At 68.8% G+C, this 18,137-nt stretch carries 21 protein-coding genes and 1 riboswitch; of the genes, 6 read left to right on the plus strand and 15 right to left on the minus strand.

Annotated elements, in window-relative coordinates; genetic code table 11:
• Nucleotide 1 precedes the first annotated feature (1 nt).
• Complete coding sequence (locus I8E28_RS19245) at nucleotides 2-949, plus strand: PhoH family protein (protein WP_200789836.1); 948 nt, start codon at nucleotides 2-4, stop codon at nucleotides 947-949.
• On the plus strand, nucleotides 936-1,388 hold the full coding sequence (ybeY, locus tag I8E28_RS19250; protein WP_200789837.1) for an rRNA maturation RNase YbeY: 453 nt from the start codon (nucleotides 936-938) through the stop codon (nucleotides 1,386-1,388). The genes I8E28_RS19245 and ybeY overlap by 14 nt, the downstream gene beginning before the upstream one ends.
• 133 nt (nucleotides 1,389-1,521) lie before the next feature.
• Here ybeY and dtd read toward each other — a convergent pair whose 3' ends face one another.
• From dtd to tyrS, 3 genes are read right to left on the minus strand one after another with little or no spacing between them, the layout of a single operon-like run.
• Complete coding sequence (gene dtd, locus I8E28_RS19255) at nucleotides 1,522-1,968, minus strand: D-aminoacyl-tRNA deacylase (protein WP_200789838.1); 447 nt, start codon at nucleotides 1,966-1,968, stop codon at nucleotides 1,522-1,524.
• Complete coding sequence (locus I8E28_RS19260; protein ID WP_200789839.1) at nucleotides 1,968-2,885, minus strand: cation diffusion facilitator family transporter; 918 nt, start codon at nucleotides 2,883-2,885, stop codon at nucleotides 1,968-1,970. Before I8E28_RS19260 ends, dtd begins: the two co-directional genes overlap by 1 nt.
• A 12-nt stretch (nucleotides 2,886-2,897) precedes the next feature.
• A complete protein-coding gene (gene tyrS, locus I8E28_RS19265) occupies nucleotides 2,898-4,133 on the minus strand; it encodes a tyrosine--tRNA ligase (RefSeq protein WP_200789840.1) in 1,236 nt (411 codons plus the stop codon).
• 189 nt (nucleotides 4,134-4,322) lie between these two features.
• Between tyrS and I8E28_RS19270 the strand changes: the two genes are divergently transcribed.
• Together I8E28_RS19270 and I8E28_RS19275 are read left to right on the plus strand one after the other, a co-directional pair.
• Nucleotides 4,323-5,663, plus strand: a complete 1,341-nt coding sequence (locus I8E28_RS19270; RefSeq protein WP_200789841.1) for a M23 family metallopeptidase — start codon at nucleotides 4,323-4,325, stop codon at nucleotides 5,661-5,663.
• Between the two features lie 12 nt (nucleotides 5,664-5,675).
• Nucleotides 5,676-6,782, plus strand: a complete 1,107-nt coding sequence (locus I8E28_RS19275; RefSeq protein ID WP_200789842.1) for an anhydro-N-acetylmuramic acid kinase — start codon at nucleotides 5,676-5,678, stop codon at nucleotides 6,780-6,782.
• Nucleotides 6,783-6,788: 6 nt separating this feature from the next.
• Here the strand turns inward: I8E28_RS19275 and erpA are convergent, their stop codons facing one another.
• From erpA to rplM, 5 genes are all read right to left on the minus strand, one after another.
• Nucleotides 6,789-7,154 (minus strand): iron-sulfur cluster insertion protein ErpA, encoded by a 366-nt coding sequence (erpA, locus tag I8E28_RS19280; RefSeq protein WP_200789843.1) that lies wholly within the window; start codon nucleotides 7,152-7,154, stop codon nucleotides 6,789-6,791.
• 55 nt (nucleotides 7,155-7,209) lie between these two features.
• Nucleotides 7,210-7,605: a bactofilin family protein gene (locus I8E28_RS19285; RefSeq protein WP_200789844.1), complete on the minus strand. Its 396-nt coding sequence runs from the start codon at nucleotides 7,603-7,605 to the stop codon at nucleotides 7,210-7,212.
• 30 nt (nucleotides 7,606-7,635) lie between these two features.
• Complete coding sequence (locus tag I8E28_RS19290; protein ID WP_200789845.1) at nucleotides 7,636-8,349, minus strand: DUF6776 family protein; 714 nt, start codon at nucleotides 8,347-8,349, stop codon at nucleotides 7,636-7,638.
• An 89-nt stretch (nucleotides 8,350-8,438) separates the two neighbouring features.
• On the minus strand, nucleotides 8,439-8,831 hold the full coding sequence (gene rpsI / locus I8E28_RS19295; RefSeq protein ID WP_200789846.1) for a 30S ribosomal protein S9: 393 nt from the start codon (nucleotides 8,829-8,831) through the stop codon (nucleotides 8,439-8,441).
• Between the two features lie 2 nt (nucleotides 8,832-8,833).
• Nucleotides 8,834-9,262, minus strand: coding sequence for a 50S ribosomal protein L13 (gene rplM / locus I8E28_RS19300; protein ID WP_200789847.1), 429 nt, complete (start codon nucleotides 9,260-9,262; stop codon nucleotides 8,834-8,836).
• Nucleotides 9,263-9,462: 200 nt separating this feature from the next.
• Here rplM and I8E28_RS19305 point away from each other — a divergent pair, with 200 nt between their 5' ends.
• Nucleotides 9,463-10,362: a 23S rRNA (adenine(2030)-N(6))-methyltransferase RlmJ gene (locus I8E28_RS19305; RefSeq protein WP_200789848.1), complete on the plus strand. Its 900-nt coding sequence runs from the start codon at nucleotides 9,463-9,465 to the stop codon at nucleotides 10,360-10,362.
• Nucleotides 10,363-10,428: 66 nt separating this feature from the next.
• On the opposite strand, the gene I8E28_RS19310 is transcribed toward I8E28_RS19305, so the two are convergent.
• From I8E28_RS19310 to ahcY, 5 genes are all read right to left on the minus strand, one after another.
• Nucleotides 10,429-11,238 carry an outer envelope protein gene (locus tag I8E28_RS19310; protein WP_200789849.1) on the minus strand — a complete coding sequence of 270 codons (810 nt, stop codon included), beginning with the start codon at nucleotides 11,236-11,238 and terminating at the stop codon, nucleotides 10,429-10,431.
• 83 nt (nucleotides 11,239-11,321) lie between these two features.
• Nucleotides 11,322-11,765, minus strand: a complete 444-nt coding sequence (locus tag I8E28_RS19315; RefSeq protein WP_200789850.1) for a septal ring lytic transglycosylase RlpA family protein — start codon at nucleotides 11,763-11,765, stop codon at nucleotides 11,322-11,324.
• Nucleotides 11,765-12,595 carry a methylenetetrahydrofolate reductase [NAD(P)H] gene (gene metF / locus I8E28_RS19320; protein ID WP_200789851.1) on the minus strand — a complete coding sequence of 277 codons (831 nt, stop codon included), beginning with the start codon at nucleotides 12,593-12,595 and terminating at the stop codon, nucleotides 11,765-11,767. Before metF ends, I8E28_RS19315 begins: the two co-directional genes overlap by 1 nt.
• A 1-nt stretch (nucleotide 12,596) precedes the next feature.
• Nucleotides 12,597-13,349, minus strand: a complete 753-nt coding sequence (locus tag I8E28_RS19325; protein ID WP_200789852.1) for a TlyA family RNA methyltransferase — start codon at nucleotides 13,347-13,349, stop codon at nucleotides 12,597-12,599.
• 97 nt (nucleotides 13,350-13,446) lie between these two features.
• Nucleotides 13,447-14,883 carry an adenosylhomocysteinase gene (gene ahcY / locus I8E28_RS19330; RefSeq protein WP_200789853.1) on the minus strand — a complete coding sequence of 479 codons (1,437 nt, stop codon included), beginning with the start codon at nucleotides 14,881-14,883 and terminating at the stop codon, nucleotides 13,447-13,449.
• A gap of 57 nt (nucleotides 14,884-14,940) precedes the next feature.
• A riboswitch (S-adenosyl-L-homocysteine riboswitch) is annotated at nucleotides 14,941-15,009 on the minus strand.
• A gap of 74 nt (nucleotides 15,010-15,083) precedes the next feature.
• Between ahcY and I8E28_RS19335 the strand changes: the two genes are divergently transcribed.
• Nucleotides 15,084-16,214, plus strand: coding sequence for an ATP-dependent DNA ligase (locus I8E28_RS19335; protein WP_200789854.1), 1,131 nt, complete (start codon nucleotides 15,084-15,086; stop codon nucleotides 16,212-16,214).
• Here the strand turns inward: I8E28_RS19335 and I8E28_RS19340 are convergent.
• Nucleotides 16,211-16,615: an RNA-binding protein gene (locus I8E28_RS19340; protein WP_200789855.1), complete on the minus strand. Its 405-nt coding sequence runs from the start codon at nucleotides 16,613-16,615 to the stop codon at nucleotides 16,211-16,213. The genes I8E28_RS19335 and I8E28_RS19340 overlap by 4 nt on opposite strands.
• A gap of 242 nt (nucleotides 16,616-16,857) precedes the next feature.
• A complete protein-coding gene (ligD, locus tag I8E28_RS19345; RefSeq protein WP_200789856.1) occupies nucleotides 16,858-18,069 on the minus strand; it encodes a non-homologous end-joining DNA ligase in 1,212 nt (403 codons plus the stop codon).
• Nucleotides 18,070-18,137 lie beyond the last annotated feature (68 nt).

An 18,137-nucleotide genomic window follows, 5' to 3' on the forward strand; every position in this document is an offset into this window, starting at 1 on the left:
GATGATTGTCCGCCACAGCTTCACGCCGCCCAACAATACCCGGCTGTCCCATCTGGTCGGACCCATGGACGAACACCTGCGCACGATCGAGACCGCGCTGCAGGTGAAGATCTCGCGACGCCAGGAAGTGTTCAAGGTCGATGGGCCGAAGGCCAAGGCCGAGCGCGCGGTGGACGTCCTGCAGGCGATGTACGAGCGCGCGGCGCGTCCCATCGACACCGAAGTCGTCCAGCTGATGGTCGCCGGCGAGCAGGCGATGGACGAGGACGAGAACGGCGCGCTGGTGTTGCATACGCGCCGCAGCGACCTCAAGGCCCGCACGCCCAACCAGAGCGTGTACCTGGACAACATCGCCAACCACGACATCACCTTCGGCATCGGGCCGGCCGGCACCGGCAAGACCTACCTCGCCGTGGCCTGCGCGGTGGACGCGCTGGAGCGCAGCGCCGTGCAGCGCATCGTGCTGACGCGCCCGGCCGTGGAGGCCGGCGAGAAGCTCGGCTTCCTGCCCGGCGACCTGACGCAGAAGGTCGACCCCTACCTGCGCCCGCTGTACGACGCGCTGTACGACCTCATGGGTTTCGAGCGCGTCACCAAGGCGTTCGAGCGCAACGCGCTGGAGATCGCGCCGCTGGCGTTCATGCGCGGGCGCACGCTGAACAACGCGTTCGTGATCCTGGACGAGGCGCAGAACACGACGCCCGAGCAGATGAAGATGTTCCTCACCCGCATCGGCTTCGGCAGCAAGTGCGTGGTGACCGGCGACATCAGCCAGATCGACCTGCCCAAGGGGCAGCTGTCGGGCCTGGTGGAGGCCGAGCACATCCTCAAGCGGGTCAAGGGCATCGCCCACACGCGCTTCACCAGCGCCGACGTGGTGCGGCACCCGCTGGTGGCGCGCATCGTCGACGCGTACGACGCCGCCAAGAAGCGCGATGGCCGCGCCTGAGCTCGCGCTCGACCTGCAGTTCGGTTCCTTCGCCGGCGCGGCCCGCCACAAGGCACTGCTGCCGCGCGCGAAGGTCAAGCGGTGGATCGGGATGGCGCTCGCGGGTCCGGGCGAACTGGCCGTGCGCATCGTCGGCGAGGCCGAAGGCCGCGCGCTGAACGCGCAGTACCGCCACAAGGACTACGCCACCAACGTGCTGACGTTCGACTACGCCGTCGAGCCCGTCGTGCAGGCCGACCTGGTGCTGTGCGGCCCGGTGGTCGAGCGCGAAGCGCGCGAGCAGGGCAAGCCGCTGGCGGACCACTACGCCCACCTGCTGGTGCATGGCACGCTGCATGCGCAGGGCTACGACCACGAGACGGGCGACGTGGATGCGCTGGAGATGGAAGCGCTGGAGGTCCTGCTGCTGGGGGCGCTGGGGATTTCGAACCCGTATTGAACTGCCGTCGTCGTCGCCGCGGGACCAGGCTCTGCCCCCGCGTAGGCGGGGGCGGGGACCCATCGCTCCAGCTTTCGCGGAAGCCGTTGAAGATGGAAGCGACGGATTCCCGCCTTCGCGGGAATGACGGACATCAGGTCGGCGGAATGCGCAGGGGGATCGTCACCGGTCCATCGTTCACCAGCTCCACCTGCATGTCCGCCCCGAACTCGCCGGTCTGCACGATGGGATGCGCGGCCCGCGCGTTGGCGACGAACAGCTCGTAGAGCCGCCGCCCTTCGTCCGGCGGCGCCGCGTTCGTGAAGCTCGGGCGGTTGCCGCCCGACGTGTCGGCGGCCAGCGTGAACTGGCTCACCACCAGCAGCCCGCCGCCGGTGTCCTGCACGCTGCGGTTCATCTTGCCGGCGTCATCGCCGAAGATGCGCAGCTTGAGCAGCTTGGCCAGCAGCTTCTCGCCTTCCGCCGGCGTGTCGCCACGCTCGGCGCAGACGAGCACCAGCAGCCCCGGGCCGATCTCGCCATGCACGCGGCCGGCGATCGTGACCTTCGCGCGTGCCACGCGTTGCACCAGCGCCAGCATCAGATCAGGTCGTCCTCGTCCTGGCCATGCGCCTCGACGTCGCTGGGCAACAGCTGGATCGACGCGCGCAGCCCCGGCACCGCGCTCATCAGCGCCTGCTCGACCGACGCCCGCACCGCCGCGGCGCGCCGCAAGGTCCACTCGCCCGGCATGTGCATGTGCAGGTCGACGTAGCGCCGGCTGCCCGAGCGCCGCGTCGCGATGTGGTCGAAGCGGATGGTCGGGTGCTCGAAGGCCTTGAGCACCTGGTCGATGTCGGCCTGCACGCGGCGCTCGACGCGCTTGTCCATCAGGCCCTGCGACGAGCGCCAGACGAGGTTCCAGCCTTCGCGCAGGATGTTCAGCGCGACACCGATGGCGACGACCGGGTCGAGCCACAGCCAGTGGGTCCACGCGACCAGCGCTATGCCGATGACGACGCCGACGGACGTCCACACGTCGGTGATGAGGTGGCGCGCATCCGCTTCCAGCGCCATCGAGCGGTGCACGCGCGCCGACTGCAGCATCGCCCACGCCAGCACGCCGTTGAAGACCGAACTGAGGACCGACAGCGCCAGGCCGGCGTCGACCTGCTCGATGGGTTGCGGCTCGTAGAAGCGGCGTGCGGCGGCGTAGATGATCGCCAGGGCCGCCACCAGGATGGCCAGGCCTTCGAAGGCGGAGGAGAAGTACTCGGCCTTGTGGTGGCCGTAGGGGTGCTCGGCGTCGGGCGGCTGGGCCGCGATGCGCACCATCAGGAGGCCGAACGCCGCGCTCGCCAGGTTGACGAGCGACTCCATCGCATCGGACAGCAGCCCGACCGAGCCGGTGAGCCACCACGCCAGCGTCTTCAGCCCGATGGTGAGCACCGCGACGCCGATCGACACGCGCAGCCAGGCCTGCGGGGGGATCGCACCCAGGCGCTGGCTCAAGGTCATGCGTCGATGTGGCTAGGAGAGCGACACGCGCGCGAACTTGCGCTTGCCCACCTGCACGACGTAGGTGCCCGCGGCCATCTTCAGTGCCTTGTCGCTCACCACCGCGGAGTCCACTCGCACGCCGCCGCCATCGATCAGGCGGTTGGCCTCGCTCGTGGATGGCGCCAGGCCCGCCTGCTTGAGCAGCGCGCCGATGCCCAGCGGCGCGCCCGTCAACGCCACGTCCGGGATCTCGTCGGGCACCCCGCCCTTGCTGCGGTTGACAAAGTCCTGCTCCGCGGCGTCGGCCGCGGCCGCGCTGTGGAAACGCGCGGTGATCTCCTTGGCCAGCATCACCTTGGCGTCGCGCGGGTTGCGCCCGCCGTCGACTTCGGCCTTCAGCTTCGCGATGTCCTGCTCGGCGCGGAAACTCAGCAGCCGGTACCAGCGCCACATCAGCACGTCCGAGATCGACATCACCTTGGCGAACATGGTGTTCGCGTCCTCGGTGATGCCAACGTAGTTGCCCTTGCTCTTGGACATCTTCTCGACGCCGTCCAGGCCCTCGAGCAGCGGCATGGTCAGGATGCATTGCGGCTCCTGGCCGTATTCCTGCTGCAGGTGCCGGCCCACCAGCAGGTTGAACTTCTGGTCGGTGCCGCCGAGTTCCAGGTCCGACTTCAGCGCGACCGAGTCGTAGCCCTGCATGAGCGGATAGAGGAATTCGTGGACGCTGATGGGGCGGCCGTCCTGGAAGCGCTTGTGGAAGTCGTCGCGCTCCATCATCCGCGCCACCGTGTAGCGCGCCGCCAGCTGGATCATCCCGCGGGCGCCCAGGGGGTCGCACCACTCGCTGTTGTACCGGACCTCGGCACGGCTGACGTCGATGACGCGGCCGATCTGGTCGAAGTAGGTCTTGGCGTTGGCCTCGATCTGCTCGCGGGTCAGCGGCGGCCGCGTTGTATTCCGGCCCGACGGATCGCCGATCGTCGTCGTGAAGTCACCGATCAGCGGAATCACGACGTGGCCCAGGTCTTGCAACTGCCGCAGCTTGTTGAACACGACCGTGTGGCCCAGGTGGATGTCCGGGGCGGTGGGATCGAGCCCGAACTTGATGCGCAGCGGCACCCCCGTCGCCTCGCTGCGGACCAGCTTGCGCTGCCAATCCTCCTGCGGGATGAGCTCCTCGCAGCCGCGCAGGCTGGCCGCCATGGCTTCGCGCACGCGGTCGCTCACCAGCCCATCTTTGGTAACAAGTTGTTGATTCATCAGGAGTTTTCCGCAGTCCGGATGCGTTGGGGCCGTGGCTATACTGCGCCCCGGATATGCCGGCCGGCAGATTCTAAAAGGGTGCCCCAAGCAGGCACGCCGCCGGCCCAGATGGACAGCGAGGACGTGCCGAGACCAGGACGGCATGCGGACTCGCCAGAGAGGACTCGAGGCTTGAAAAGAAACGGAATGACGGCCGTCGCCGCACAGGCGCTGTGGGCCGCCGCGCGAGTGCTGGAGCACCACCCGCGCCAGGTGACTGCACTGATCGCCGCCTGCTTGCTGGGCGGCGGGGGAGCCGCCTTCGCCGTCGCCTCCTTCGGCCCCGATCCCTCCGCCCTTCCGGTCCGTGAAGTCGTCGAACCCGTGGAGCCGCTCGCATTGCGCGAGCAGTCCGAGGTGCTGGACGCGTTCTCCTTCAGCCTGTGGCGCAGCGACACCGTGCGGCCGACCGACACGGTCGAATCGCTGCTCGCGCGCCTCGGTGTCAGCGACCCCGTGGCGGCCACCTACCTGCGCCAGGATCCGCTGGTGCGCCAGCAACTGCTCGGGCGCTATGGCCGCTCGGTGCGCGCCGAAGCCACCGACCAGCATGCGCTGCGCGCGCTGACCGCCCGCTGGGTGGCCGACGACAGCGGCAACTTCAAGCGCCTCGTCGTCCAGCGCGGCGACAAGGGCAAGTTCACCACGCGCGTCGAGACGGCGCCGCTGACGGCCACCACGCGCCTGGGCAGCGGCACCATCCGCTCGTCCCTGTTCGCCGCCGTCGACGACTCCCGGCTGCCCGACGAAGTCGCCGTGCAGCTGGCCGACATCCTCTCGGCCGAGATCGACTTCCGCCGCGGCCTGCGCAAGGGCGACCGCTTCAGCGTCGTCTACGAAGCGCTCGAAGCCGACGGCGAGCCGCTGCGCACCGGCCGCGTGCTGTCGGCCGAGTTCCTGAACAACGGCCACCAGTACAACGCCGTGTGGTTCCAGCAAGCCGGCAAGGGCGCGTATTACGGCTTCGACGGCAAGAGCCTCACCAGTTCGTACCTGGCCTCGCCGATGGAGTTCTCGCGCGTGACCAGCGGCTTCGCGATGCGCTTCCACCCGATCATGAAGACGTGGCGGGCGCACACGGGCGTCGACTACGGCGCGCCCACCGGCACGGCCGTGCGCACGGTGGGCGACGGCATCGTCGAGTTCGCCGGCGTGCAGAATGGCTATGGCAACGTGGTCATGGTGCGCCACAACCCCAGCGACATCACCGTGTACGCGCACCTGAGCCGCGTCGACGTGCGCCGCGGCCAGTCGGTCGCCCAAGGCCAGCGCATCGGCGCCGTGGGCTCGACGGGCTGGGCCACCGGCCCGCACCTGCATTTCGAATTCCGCATCAACGGCACCTTCCGCGATCCGATCGAGGTCGCGCGCAAGGCGCAGGGCACGGTCATCACGGCCGCCGCCCGCCCCGCCTTCGACAAGCTCGCGACGTCGATGCGCGCGCAGCTCGAAGCCGCCGGCACGGTCGCCGTCGCCGGCGCCCAGTAAACCTCCGCGCGCATGGCGCAGCTCTACGCCGGCCTCATGTCCGGCACCTCGCTGGACGGTGTCGACGGCGTGCTCGCCGACTTCGACGGCGGCCTGCGCGTGCTGGCGCATGCCAGCGCACCGTTCGACCCCGCCTTGCGCGCCGAGCTGTACGCGCTCAACACGCGTGGCGACGACGAGCTGCACCGGGCGCAATTCGCGGCCAACGCCCTGGTGCGTCTCTACGCCCAAGTCGTCCGGCAATTGCTGGAGCAATCAGGTGTCGACGCACCCGACGTGCGAGCGATCGGCGCCCATGGCCAGACGGTGCGCCACCGCCCACAGGCGTTCGACGGCACCGGCTACACGACCCAGCTGAACCAGCCCGCGTTGCTCGCGGAGCTGACGTCGATCGACGTCGTCGCCGACTTCCGCAGCCGCGACGTCGCGGCCGGCGGCCAAGGCGCGCCGCTCGCACCCTTCTTCCACCGCGGCGTGTTCGGCCGCGCGGGGGAAACGGTCGGCGTGCTCAACCTGGGTGGCATCGCGAACCTCACGCTGCTGCGCGCGGACGGCTCGATGCTCGGCTTCGACTGCGGCCCGGCGAATGCGCTGATGGACTTCTGGGTGCAACGCCACCGCGGCGAAGCGTTCGATGCGAACGGTGCGTGGGCCGCCGGCGCCACGCCCGATGCCGCGTTGCTGACGACGCTCTTGCAGGAGCCCTGGCTTGCGCTGCCGCCGCCCAAGAGCACCGGCCGCGACCTGTTCAACGAGCCCTGGCTCGCGGCCAGGCTCGCCAGCCACGCGCAGCTGTCACCGCAGGTGGTGCAGGCGACGCTGCTGGAGTTCACCGCGCGCTGCTGCGTCGACGACGTGCTGCGGCACGAGCCACGCTTGCCACGCCTGGTGGTCTGCGGCGGTGGGGCGCTCAACGCGCAATTGATGCGCCGCCTGCAGGCGCTGCTGCCGGGCGCGAAGGTGCTGTCGAGCGAGGAGGCCGGGCTGCCGCCGCTGCAGGTGGAAGCCTGCGCGTTCGCCTGGCTGGCGATGCAATGCGTGGAGCGGCGCGAGTTGCCCCTCACAAGCACCACGGGCGCCCGAGGCGCCCGTGTGCTGGGTGCGGTCTGGCCGCGCTGAGCTGGATCAGGCCGAGAAGCTGGAGCCGCAACCGCAGGTCGTGGTCGCGTTCGGGTTCTTGATCACGAACTGCGCGCCCTGCAGGTCTTCCTTGTAGTCGATCTCGGCGCCGACCAGGTACTGGTAGCTCATGGCGTCGATCAGCAGCGAGACGCCGTTCTTGCTCATCACGGTGTCGTCGTCGTTCGCGATCTCGTCGAACGTGAAGCCGTACTGGAAGCCGGAGCAGCCGCCACCCTGCACGAACACGCGCAGCTTGAGGTCGGGATTGCCTTCCTCGGCGATGAGGTCGGCCACCTTGGCCGCGGCGCTGTCGGTGAACAGCAGCGGGGCGGGCATTTCGGACTGGACGTTCTCGGCGACGGCGCTCATGGGATTTCCTTCGTGACAGCTTCGATTGTGGGGCAACGCGACGGCGCCGGCTGCCTCAGGAATTGTTTGCCGCCAGCTTCAGTAAGGGCTTTTCCTCGCCCGCCTCGAGCGGCTGGAGCTGGCCGGCGATGACCGCGCCCTGGTGCATCTCCAGCGCGCGGTAGGAGACATCCCCTTCGATCCGCGCCTTCGGCTGCAGTTCCAGCAGTTCGGCCGCATGCACCGGGCCGCGCACGGTGCCGTTGACGATGACGTGGTCGGCCTGCACGGTGCCCTGCACGGTGGCGGCCTCGGAGATGACGAGCATGCTCGGCTCCTCGGTCGCGGCGCGCACGTCGCCGACGACTTCGCCATCGATGCGCAGCCCCTCGGTGAAGATGAGGTTGCCGTCCACGCGGGTGCCGTGGGCGATCAGGCTCTTGATCGGGGGCTGGGCTTTCTTGCCGAACATCAGGGGGTCCCTCGGAAATACTTTTGTGGCTCAGGTGCCGAGCTGGATGCTCTGCACCGCGCGGGTGGACGTCCCGTCCACCACCCGGGCGGACACGTTTTTTACCACGGCCTGGCTCGGCAGGTCGACCATGCCTTCCAGGCGGCCGTATTGGCGGAACCGAAGGTCGCGCGCGCCGTCGGGCAGGTCCATCGACCACGGTTTCCCGTCCAGCGTGCCGCCCAGGCTCAGCAGCAGCTTGCCGCGGAATTCGGGGGCATTGCGCGCGTGCTGGATCACCAGCACCTGCCACTTGAGCTGGCTGCCCGCCAGCATCTCGGCTTGCAGCGCGCGGATGGCCACCGCCTCGTTGGCATTGACCGGCATCAGCTTCTCGAAGAACGCCAGGTCATCGCGCAGCCCGCGGTTTTCGGCCTCGAGCTGGCGCACCTGCGCGGTCAGCCTGGACTGCGCCGCGCGCTCGGTGGTCAGCAGCGAGCCGGACGTGTTGAGCACCGACTGCACCTTGTCGCGCTCGTCGCGCAGGCGCTCCACTTCGCTGCGCAGCTGCACCAGTTCTTCCTTGGCGCGGGTGTCGAGCCCGGCCAGGCTCTTGCCCAGTTCGAACGCCCACAGGCTGATCGCGCCGCAGAAGCCGAGCACGATGGCGATGACGGCCCAGCGCAACGGCCAGGGCATCGCGGTGCGCACCTTCATGCGCGGGGCGCTGATGGTGAGGCGGCGGCGGAGGAGCTTCCAACGCATGAGCTAGGAGTGTCTCAAAAGCCGGCCCGCAAACGACAAAGCCGCACAGGGCACCTGTGCGGCTTTGTAACGGCGTGGGCCGCGGCGGATCAGCGCTTGCTGAACTGCTTGCGGCGGCGGGCGGAGTGGAGGCCGACCTTCTTGCGTTCCACTTCGCGGGCGTCGCGGGTCACGAAGCCAGCCTGCGACAACACCGGCTTGAGCGACGCGTCCCAGTCGATCAGCGCGCGGGTGATGCCGTGGCGGGTGGCGCCGGCCTGGCCCGATTCACCGCCGCCGTGCACGTTGACCTGGATGTCGAACGTCTCGGCGTGGTTGGTCAGCATCAGGGGCTGCTTGGCGATCATGATGGACGTCTGGCGGCCGAAGAACTTCTCGATCTCCTTGCCGTTGACGACGATCTTGCCGCTGCCCTTCTTCAGGAAGACACGGGCCACGCTGCTCTTGCGGCGGCCGGTGCCGTTGTTCCATTCACCGATCATGCTCAGATCTCCAGGGGCTTGGGCTGCTGCGCGGTGTGCGGGTGCTCGGCGCCACCGTACACCTTCAGCTTCTTGATCATGGCGTAGCCGAGCGGGCCCTTGGGCAGCATGCCCTTGACGGCCTTCTCGAGCGCGCGGCCGGGATGCTTGGCCTGCAGGTCGCGGAAGTTGGTTTCGCGGATGCCACCGGGGTAGCCGGAGTGGCGGTAGTACTTCTTGTCGAGCTCCTTGGCGCCGGTGACCCGGAGCTGGGAAGCGTTGATGACGACGATGAAGTCGCCGGTGTCGACGTGAGGCGTGTAGATGGCCTTGTGCTTGCCGCGCAAACGGAGTGCTGCTTCGCTGGCAACACGTCCGAGCACCTTGTCGGTGGCGTCAATCACAAACCACTCGTGCTTCACGTCAGCGGGTTTCGCGCTGAACGTTTTCATGAAGGTCCTTCGAGGGTTTGCGGGTCCTTTTCCGCGGTCGGTGTCTTTCTGGTGAAGACCTCTTAGGCGGGGTTTTCGGCCGGCCGCAAGGCCTGCCGGTATCTGCCGCGGGTCCCAATGGTGGCGCTGCAGAGCCCAAGATTGTACGTCGGATCAAGCACTTACCGCAAGGCGCCGGGTGCCGCGGGTACCATCGCCGGATGTTCAGTTACCGCCACGGCTTCCACGCCGGCAACCACGCCGACGTCCTGAAGCACATCGCCCTGATTGCCTCGGTGCGGTACATGACCCAGAAGGACAGCCCGCTGTGGGTGGTGGACACCCACGCCGGGGCCGGCCTGTACCGGCTGGACGACGACTTCGCCGGCACCTCCGGCGAGGCCGCCGAGGGCGTCCTGAAGCTGGCCGAAGCCGTGGCCGCGCAAGGCGCGGACAGTGAGCAGGCGCTCGCACCGGCGATCACCGGCTACCTGGACCTGGTCAAGCAGTTCAACCGCGAAGGCCGCTGGAAGATCTACCCCGGCTCGCCCTTCATCGCGCAGCACCTGCTGCGCACCGAGGTGCGCGACAAGATGAAGCTGTTCGAGCTGCATCCGTCCGACAGCACCGCCCTCGCCGCGCACGTCGCGCAGCTGGGCGCCGGCCGGCAGGTGAGCGTGGCGCGCGAGGACGGCTTCGAAGGCCTGAAGGCGGTGCTGCCGCCGCCCAGCCGCCGCGCCCTGGTCCTGATCGACCCGAGCTACGAGATCAAGAGCGACTACGCGAAGGTGCTCGCCGCCATGCGCGACGCGCTGCAGCGGTTCGCGACCGGGACGTACATGGTCTGGTACCCGATCATCCCGCGGCCCGAGGCGCATGACCTGCCACGCAAGCTGAAGGCGCTGGGCAACTCGTTCCGCAAGCCCTGGCTGCACGCGACGCTGGCGATCGGCCAGTCCGAGGACCCGCAACGCAAGGGCGGGCTGTCGGCCAGCGGCGTGTTCGTCGTCAACCCGCCGCACATCCTCAAGGCGGCTTTGCAGCCGGCGCTGCCGCAGCTGGTGGAGTTGCTGGGGCGCGGGCGCGGCAAGGGCCACGTGCTGGAGAGCGGCGGCGGCTGATCGCAGCGCTTCCGCCAAAAAGAAAACGGGCCCCGAGGGGCCCGTTGTCCTGTCCGATGCGAAGCGTCAGAAGTGGTACTCGACGCGCACCATCGGCGTCTTGGCGAGCGCGCCGGGACCGGCCGGGCCACGGTAGCTGTTGCCGAACTTGTTGCGCCAGTACTGGTACTCGAGGCCGGCCTTGAGCGTGTTCTTGCCCATGCCCAGGGCGCCGCTCACGTCGTACATCACCTGGCCGTCGAAGTTGAATTCCGGCGCGGTCTGGCCGCCGAATTCGTCCTTGCCCTTGGCCGCGATCCAGTTGGCGTAGCCCTCGAACGAGAAGCCGCTGCCGATCGGGATGCCCCAGCTGGCGCCCAGCATCGGGTGGGTGTCGTAGGTGTAGCGCGAGGCCACGCCCACCGGCTTGTTGCTCTCGTGCAGGAGGTACAGGCCGACGTTCAGGAAGCCGGGGACGTCCATGAACAGCGTCGGGCCGACCACCAGCATGCGCTTCTTGGACGCGTAGCCGGGGTCGTTCTTGGTGTTCCAGTCGAAGCCGGCCGTCAGGCCCAGGCCCCGCACCGGACCCATCTTGAAGTCCTTGCCGGTGACCTTGCCCAGGTCCAGCGTGTGGCGGTAGACGATGTACGCCTCCTGCGCCTCGGCATCGCGGTTGTCCGAGTCCAGCAGGTCGACGTTCAGGAAATTGCTGCCGTACTTGTAGCCGCTGGCGTGCGTGAAGTTGATGATGTTCTTGTGGATGTCCGTGCGGCCGAACGGCTCGGCGAACTTCGTGCCGTAGCGGTAGCCGATGGAGTTGTCGCTCCATTCGGCGGCGTGGGCCGAGGCGGCGGCCGCCAGCACGGCCAGGGTGACGAGAGTTCTTGCGTGCATGCTCTTCTCCGTTGATGTCAGGGTTTCAACGGATGAGCTTAGCGCAAGAAGGGTGCCTGCCCCTGACCGCAAGCTGCGGAAAGTCAGCGTTGTGCCGCCGGCAGTGGCGACACCACCACGGTCGCCGCGCCCCAGCCCAGGATGCCGAGCGTGCGGGCGGCGGCGTGGCTCAGGTCGATGATGCGACCGCGCACGTGCGGGCCGCGGTCGTTGATGCGCACCTCGATGCTGCGGCCGTTGCGTGGGTTCAGCACCCGCACCCGCGTGCCGAAGGGCAGCGTCGGATGCGCGGCCGTCAGCGCGTTCATGTCGAAGCGTTCGCCGCTCGCGGTGCGGCGGCCGTGGAACTCGAGGCCGTACCAGGAGGCCACGCCGCGGTGCTCCTGCAGGGCATCGGCCTGCGGAGCCTGGGCCGGCTCCGCATCGGCGGCGGCTTGCGGTGGCGCCCAGCCGCTGTCGACGTCGATCTCGCCGCCCCAGCACGTGGCAGCGGCGGCGCAGGCGAGCACCAACAGCGGGCGCCGCATCAGCGCGCCAGGCGGCGGCAGATCTCGAGCGTCGCCGCGGCCTGGTTCATCGTGTAGAAGTGCAGCGCCGGCGCGCCCGCGGCCACCAGCCGTTCGCACAGCTCGCTGACCACGTCGAGGCCGAACGCCTTGATCGACGCGCTGTCGTCGCCGAACGCCTGCAGCCGCAGGCGGATCCAGCGCGGCACCTCGGCACCGCAAGCGTCCGAGAAGCGCAGCAGCTGGCTCGAGCTGGTGATCGGCATGATCCCCGGCACCACCGGCACGTCGACGCCGCGCTTGCGCAATTCGTCGGTGTAGCGCAGGTACGCATCGGGGTTGAAGAAGTACTGCGTGATGCCGGCGTCGGCGCCCGCTTCCACCTTCGCGATGAAAGCCTGCAGGTCGGCGTCCGGTGACTTCGCCTGCGGGTGCACTTCGGGATACGCCGCCACTTCGATGCGGAACTGGCGCCCCGTCTCGCTGCGGATGAAGGCGACGAGTTCGCTGGCGTAGCGGAACTCGCCGCCCAGGCCGTACCCGCTGGGCAGGTCGCCGCGCAGGGCGACGATGCGCGTCACGCCCGCGGCCGCGTACGCCGCCAGCCGCTCGCGGAGGCTGTCGCGCGTCTGCCCGATGCAGGACAGGTGCGGCGCCGCGGAGACGCCCTCACCCATGATCTCCCGCACGGCGAGCAGCGTGCCTTCCTGCGTCGAGCCGCCGGCACCGAACGTCACCGAGCAGAACTCGGGCTCCAGCGCGTACAGCTTCTGGCGCGCGGCGCGCAGCTTCTCGGCCCCTTCCGGGGTCTTGGGCGGGAAGAATTCGAGGCTGATCGGAACGGTCGTCATGTCATGTCCTGGTCGCCAGGAGGAAGAATTCGCGGTTGCCGTCGCCGCCGCGGATGGGGCTGTCGAACCAGCCGTCCACCGCCAGGCCACTGGCCTCGCACGCCGCGCGCAGGCGCTGCTCCACCACCGGATACAGCGCCTCGTCCCGCACGATGCCACCCTTGCCGAGCTGGCCGGGCTGCAACTCGAACTGGGGCTTGGCCAGCATGAGCAGTCTGCCGCCCGCGTGCAGCAAGGGCGCCACGGCCGGCAGCACCAGCGTGAGCGAGATGAAGGACAGGTCGCCGACGGCGAGGTCGAAGCCTGCTTCGACACCCGCGGTCGCCAGCACGCCGGCATCGAGCGAGCGCGCGTTGCACTTCTCGATGCACACGACCCGCGCGTCGCCACGCAAGCGCTCGTGCAACTGGCCGTGGCCGACGTCCACGCCGGCCACCTTCGCCGCACCGCGCTGCAGGAGAACGTCGGTGAAGCCGCCGGTGGACTGGCCCACGTCGAGGCAGCGCCAGCCGGTCACATCGAGCCGCGCCTGGTCGAGCGCGCCTTCCAGCTTCAGGCCGCCGCGCGAGACGTAGCGCGTCTCGGCGTCGTCGCGCAGTTCGAGTTGCGCCGCTTCGGGCACCTCGTCGCCGTTCTTGGCGACGTCGCGCCACGCCCGCCCGTCATGCCAGCGCAAGCCCGCGGCGATGAGCCGCTGCGCCTGCGAGCGCGTGGCCGCGAGGCCGCGTTCGACGAGGAGTTGGTCGGCACGCATGGTGGGAATCTCGTCATTCCCGCGGAGGCGGGAATCCACCGCTCCCGCCATCGGATGGAAGCGATGGGTCCCCGCCTCCGCGGGGACGACGGGTTCATCAATACCGGTACGTGTCGGGCTTGTACGGCCCGGTCTTCTTCACGCCGATGTACGCCGCCTGCTCCTCGGTGAGCTCGGTCAGCTCGGCGCGCAGCTTGGACAGCTGCAGGCGGGCGACCTTCTCGTCGAGGTGCTTGGGCAGCACGTACACCTTGCCGACTTCGTACTCGTCCGGCTTGGTGAACAGCTCGATCTGCGCCAGCGTCTGGTTGGCGAAGGACGAGGACATCACGTAGCTGGGGTGGCCGGTGCCGCAGCCTAGGTTCACGAGGCGGCCCTTGGCCAGCAGGATGATGCGCTTGCCGTCCTCGAAGATGACGTGGTCGACCTGCGGCTTGATCTCTTCCCACTGGCACTTCTTCTCGAGCGACGCGACGTCGATCTCGTTGTCGAAGTGGCCGATGTTGCAGACGATCGCCTGGTCCTTCATCTTCGCCATGTGGGCGTAGGTGATGACGTCGCGGTTGCCGGTGGCGGTCACGAAGATGTCGGCCTTGTCGGCGGCGTACTCCATCGTCACCACGCGGTAGCCTTCCATCGCGGCCTGCAGGGCGTTGATCGGGTCGATCTCGGTGACCCACACCTGCGCCGACAGCGCGCGCAGCGCCTGCGCCGAGCCCTTGCCCACGTCGCCGTAGCCGGCCACCAGCGCGACCTTGCCGGCCACCATGACGTCAGTTGCGCGCTTGATGCCGTCGACCAGCGACTCGCGGCAGCCGTACAGGTTGTCGAACTTGCTCTTGGTGACGGAGTCGTTGACGTTGATCGCGCGGAACTTCAGCAGGCCCTTGTTGGCCATGTCGATCAGGCGGTGCACGCCGGTCGTGGTTTCCTCGGTCACGCCGAGGATTTCCTTCGCCTTGCGCGAGTACCAGGTCGGGTCTTCCTTGAGCTTCCTGCGGATCGCCGCGTGGAGGATGCGCTCCTCTTCCGACGAGTGCGTGTCGATCAGCGACAGGTCCTGCTCGCAGCGCTGGCCCAGGTGCATCAGCAGCGTCGCGTCGCCGCCGTCGTCCAGGATCATGTTCGGGCCTTCGCCGTCGGTGCCCTTGGCGCCGAAGTCGAAGATGCGGTGCGTGTAGTCCCAGTACTCTTCCAGCGTCTCGCCCTTGACGGCGAACACCGGCGTGCCGGCAGCGGCGATGGCCGCGGCGGCGTGGTCCTGGGTGGAGAAGATGTTGCACGAGGCCCAGCGCACCTGCGCGCCCAGCGCCTGCAGCGTCTCGATCAGCACCGCGGTCTGGATCGTCATGTGCAGCGAGCCGGTGATGCGCGCGCCCTTCAGGGGCTGGCTCCTGGCGTATTCCTCGCGGATCGCCATCAGGCCCGGCATCTCGGTCTCGGCGATCTTGATTTCCTTGCGGCCCCAGTCGGCGAGCGACAGGTCGGCGATGACGCAATCCTGCGTCGCGGTGTTCTTGAGAACGGCGTTCATGGTGGCTCCAGTTCGATGGTGTCAGCCACTGCCGGCGCGGACTCACCACACGTGGACAGTGGGTGAGCGTCGTTGCGAAGGTTTCCGAGCCTCACGCCGTGCGGCGCTGCAACGCTCCTCGGATGGCGGCGATTATACGGAAGGGTTCCCGTCGAGCCGCTCCGTCCCCGGCTGCGCACGGCGTGCGGTACAACCGCCGGATGGCCACCGAATCCCTGTTCACCTCCCCCATCGATCCCATGCTGGCCAAGATCGCCGAAGCGCTGCCCGAGGCGGAGGGCTTTCTCTTCGAGCCCAAGTGGGATGGCTTTCGCGCCATCGTCTTCCGCGACACGACCGGCGTGCGCATCCAGAGCCGCGACCTGAAGGCGCTCAACCGCTACTTCCCCGAGCTGGAGAAGGTGCTGGCCGAGCAGTTGCCCAAGGGCTGCATCCTCGACGGCGAGATCGTGGTCGCGGGTCCGCAGGGCCTGGACTTCGACGCGCTGCAGCAGCGCATCCATCCGGCGGCCTCGCGCATCGGCAAGCTGGCGAAGGAAACGCCGGCCGGCTTCGTCGCCTTCGACCTGCTCGCCGCCGGCGGCAAGTCGGTGATGGACCTGCCGCAGCAGGAGCGCCGCCAGCGCCTCGAAAGCCTGCTCAAGTCCGCGAAGCCGCCGCTGCGCCTGACGCCCGTGACGACCGATCGCGCGCTGGCGCAGGACTGGCTGCAGCGCTTCGAAGGCGCCGGGCTCGACGGCGTGATGGCCAAGCCCGTCGATGCGAAGTACCAGCCGGGCAAGCGCACGATGTTCAAGATCAAGCACGCGCGCACCGTCGACTGCGTGGTCGCGGGGTTCCGTTGGTACAAGGACACGCAGGATGCGGTCGGCTCGCTGTTGCTCGGGCTGTACGACGAGTCCGGGCAATTGCAGCACGTGGGCGTGACGTCGTCGTTCACGATGGCGCGCCGCCGCGAACTGGTGGAGGAACTCGCGCCGATGCGCGAGAACGCGATGGCCGACCATCCCTGGCGCGAGTGGGCGCAGGCCAGCGTCGGCGACGCCGACCGCATGCCGGGTGCGAAGAGCCGCTGGAGCGGCGCCAAGGACCTCGCGTGGGAGCCGCTGCGCCCCGAGCGCGTGTGCGAAGTGAAGTACGACCACCTGCAGGGCCGCCGCTTCCGCCATGCGACCACCTTCCTGCGCTGGCGCGACGACAAGCCCGCGGCCGAGTGCCGCTACGACCAGCTCGAAGTGGCGACGCCGTTCGAGCTGAAGCAGGTCTTCGCTCCGGAGCCTGCGCGGCAGAAAGACGGGTCCGCGTTGGGCCGAGAAGGGGCCAGAGGCTAGGCGACGAGTTCCTCGATGACGAAGCGGCGGTAGTACACCGCCGACGACACCGGCACGCCGCGCAACACTTCCATCAGGTGCTCGCAAGCCTTCGCGTTGCGCGCCGGCAGCAGCAGCGCGTGGTGGCCTTCGCGCGCGAGCTCGGCGAAATGCCGCACCGTGTGCTCCTCGAAGCCGACCGACGGCAGCGCGATGTCGCGGTGCTCGAACAGGTGCAGCACGTCGAGCACGTCGGCCGGCCGCAGCAGGTGCACCCCGGTGCAGTCCTGCCCGTCGCCGCACAGCAGGTCCTCCGCGCGCCGCGCGTCGGCCTCCGTGGGCACCATCACGAACAGGTGGCCGGTGGGATAGAAGTCGCCGAGCAGCGACATCATCTTGCGTTCCAGGTGGAAGTCTTTCATGGCATGTCTCCTGGCGTTCCTTGTGCGCCTCGGCGGCACGCGCGTCAACGTGCAGGCGCTGCAGGAGGTAACCGGTTGTCATCCGCGAGGGCGGGGCGCTTCGCTTCCCCTTCCAACTCGACGCAGAGGACACAGAGGAAAGAGAGGACGAAGAGGAATCCAATCCGGAAATTCTCTGCGTCCTCTCTCTCCTTTCCCTGCGTCCTCTGCGTTGGAGGCCCGCGAGCGCCAGCGAGCGGAACCTACTTGCCCGGCCGGTCCCTGGGCGGCACGTGCTCGAGATTGATGCGCACGCGATACCACAGCGACGAGCTGCCGCGCATGCGGTCGACCAGCACGTCGGCGGGCTGCAGGTGCGACGCGGCCTTCGGGTGCTTCTGCTTCCACTGCTCCGCCGCCGCGACGGCTTCGTCCTCGCGATCGGCGCGGGCGATTTCGACCACCGGCTTCTTCGTGCGGGTCGATGGCGGCGCGCGGCGCGGTTCGCCGGCCTGCTTGCGGTAGTGCGGCGGCCACGGCGCGTCGCCCTGCCCATCGCGCTCGTGCTTCGCCGACAACTCGAGCAGCGACTCGATGGACCCCGGCGCATCGTCGATGCCCGCGTGGGGATCGCCCATGGCCTTCAACCGCGCCGGTACCGTCAGCAGCGTGAAGTCGGCCGGATTGCACAGCGGCAGCTCGTCCCACGTCAGCGGCGTCGACACCCGCGCATCGGGCTTGGGCCGCACCGAATACGCGGACGCGACCGTGCGGTCCTTGGCGTTCTGGTTGTAGTCGACGAACACCCCGCGCCGCTCTTCCTTCCACCACGCCGCGGTCGCGAGATCCGGCGCGCGGCGCTCGACCTCGCGCGCGAGCGCCAGCGCCGCGCGCCGCACCTCGTCGAACGTCCAATGCGACACGATGCGTACAACCAGGTGCATGCCTCGGGAACCAGACGTCTTCGGCCAGCCCACCAGCCCCTGCTCCGCCAGGACTTCGCGCGCCAGCTGCGCGACCTGCACGATCTGCGGCCACTCGACGCCGGGCACCGGGTCGAGGTCGACCCGCAGCTCGTCGGGATGGTCCAGGTCGTCCGCGCGCACCGGATGCGGATGCAGTTCGATGCAGCCGAGGTTGGCCATCCACGCGAGCGTCGCGCCACCGCGCGGCACGACCTCCTCGGCGCTGCGGCCGGAAGGAAAGTGGATGGTCGAGACCTCGATCCACTCCGGCCGGTGCTCCGGCGCGCGCTTCTGGAAGAAGAACTCGCCGCCGATCCCGTGCGGATAGCGCACCAGGATGCAGGGCCGCCCGCCGGCGCCGCGCAGCGCCCCCTCGGCGACCTCGAGGTAGTAGTGGACGAGGTCGAGCTTGGTCAGCCCCGCCTCCGGGAACAGCACCTTGTCCGGGTTGCTGACGGCCACCTCGTGGCCGTCCACCTGCAGCACGACGCCGCTGTCCTTGCCCGCCATGGCTGGGACACTACCGCGTTCAGCGACAATTCGGGGTCGGCTGCAACGCTTTGCAGCTCATCGAAAGT

Source organism: Ramlibacter algicola, assembly GCF_016641735.1.
GTDB lineage: Bacteria > Pseudomonadota > Gammaproteobacteria > Burkholderiales > Burkholderiaceae_C > Ramlibacter > Ramlibacter algicola.

Bases quoted from the DNA above. Each gene is read 5' to 3' on its own strand.
- I8E28_RS19245 (WP_200789836.1), top strand. From the start codon at position 2: ATGATTGTCCGCCACAGCTTCACGCCGCCCAACAATACCCGGCTGTCC.
- ybeY (WP_200789837.1), top strand. From the start codon at position 936: ATGGCCGCGCCTGAGCTCGCGCTCGACCTGCAGTTCGGTTCCTTCGCC.
- dtd (WP_200789838.1), bottom strand. From the start codon at position 1,968: ATGCTGGCGCTGGTGCAACGCGTGGCACGCGCGAAGGTCACGATCGCC.
- I8E28_RS19260 (WP_200789839.1), bottom strand. From the start codon at position 2,885: ATGACCTTGAGCCAGCGCCTGGGTGCGATCCCCCCGCAGGCCTGGCTG.
- tyrS (WP_200789840.1), bottom strand. From the start codon at position 4,133: ATGAATCAACAACTTGTTACCAAAGATGGGCTGGTGAGCGACCGCGTG.
- I8E28_RS19270 (WP_200789841.1), top strand. From the start codon at position 4,323: ATGACGGCCGTCGCCGCACAGGCGCTGTGGGCCGCCGCGCGAGTGCTG.
- I8E28_RS19275 (WP_200789842.1), top strand. From the start codon at position 5,676: ATGGCGCAGCTCTACGCCGGCCTCATGTCCGGCACCTCGCTGGACGGT.
- erpA (WP_200789843.1), bottom strand. From the start codon at position 7,154: ATGAGCGCCGTCGCCGAGAACGTCCAGTCCGAAATGCCCGCCCCGCTG.
- I8E28_RS19285 (WP_200789844.1), bottom strand. From the start codon at position 7,605: ATGTTCGGCAAGAAAGCCCAGCCCCCGATCAAGAGCCTGATCGCCCAC.
- I8E28_RS19290 (WP_200789845.1), bottom strand. From the start codon at position 8,349: ATGCGTTGGAAGCTCCTCCGCCGCCGCCTCACCATCAGCGCCCCGCGC.
- rpsI (WP_200789846.1), bottom strand. From the start codon at position 8,831: ATGATCGGTGAATGGAACAACGGCACCGGCCGCCGCAAGAGCAGCGTG.
- rplM (WP_200789847.1), bottom strand. From the start codon at position 9,262: ATGAAAACGTTCAGCGCGAAACCCGCTGACGTGAAGCACGAGTGGTTT.
- I8E28_RS19305 (WP_200789848.1), top strand. From the start codon at position 9,463: ATGTTCAGTTACCGCCACGGCTTCCACGCCGGCAACCACGCCGACGTC.
- I8E28_RS19310 (WP_200789849.1), bottom strand. From the start codon at position 11,238: ATGCACGCAAGAACTCTCGTCACCCTGGCCGTGCTGGCGGCCGCCGCC.
- I8E28_RS19315 (WP_200789850.1), bottom strand. From the start codon at position 11,765: ATGCGGCGCCCGCTGTTGGTGCTCGCCTGCGCCGCCGCTGCCACGTGC.
- metF (WP_200789851.1), bottom strand. From the start codon at position 12,595: ATGACGACCGTTCCGATCAGCCTCGAATTCTTCCCGCCCAAGACCCCG.
- I8E28_RS19325 (WP_200789852.1), bottom strand. From the start codon at position 13,349: ATGCGTGCCGACCAACTCCTCGTCGAACGCGGCCTCGCGGCCACGCGC.
- ahcY (WP_200789853.1), bottom strand. From the start codon at position 14,883: ATGAACGCCGTTCTCAAGAACACCGCGACGCAGGATTGCGTCATCGCC.
- I8E28_RS19335 (WP_200789854.1), top strand. From the start codon at position 15,084: ATGGCCACCGAATCCCTGTTCACCTCCCCCATCGATCCCATGCTGGCC.
- I8E28_RS19340 (WP_200789855.1), bottom strand. From the start codon at position 16,615: ATGAAAGACTTCCACCTGGAACGCAAGATGATGTCGCTGCTCGGCGAC.
- ligD (WP_200789856.1), bottom strand. From the start codon at position 18,069: ATGGCGGGCAAGGACAGCGGCGTCGTGCTGCAGGTGGACGGCCACGAG.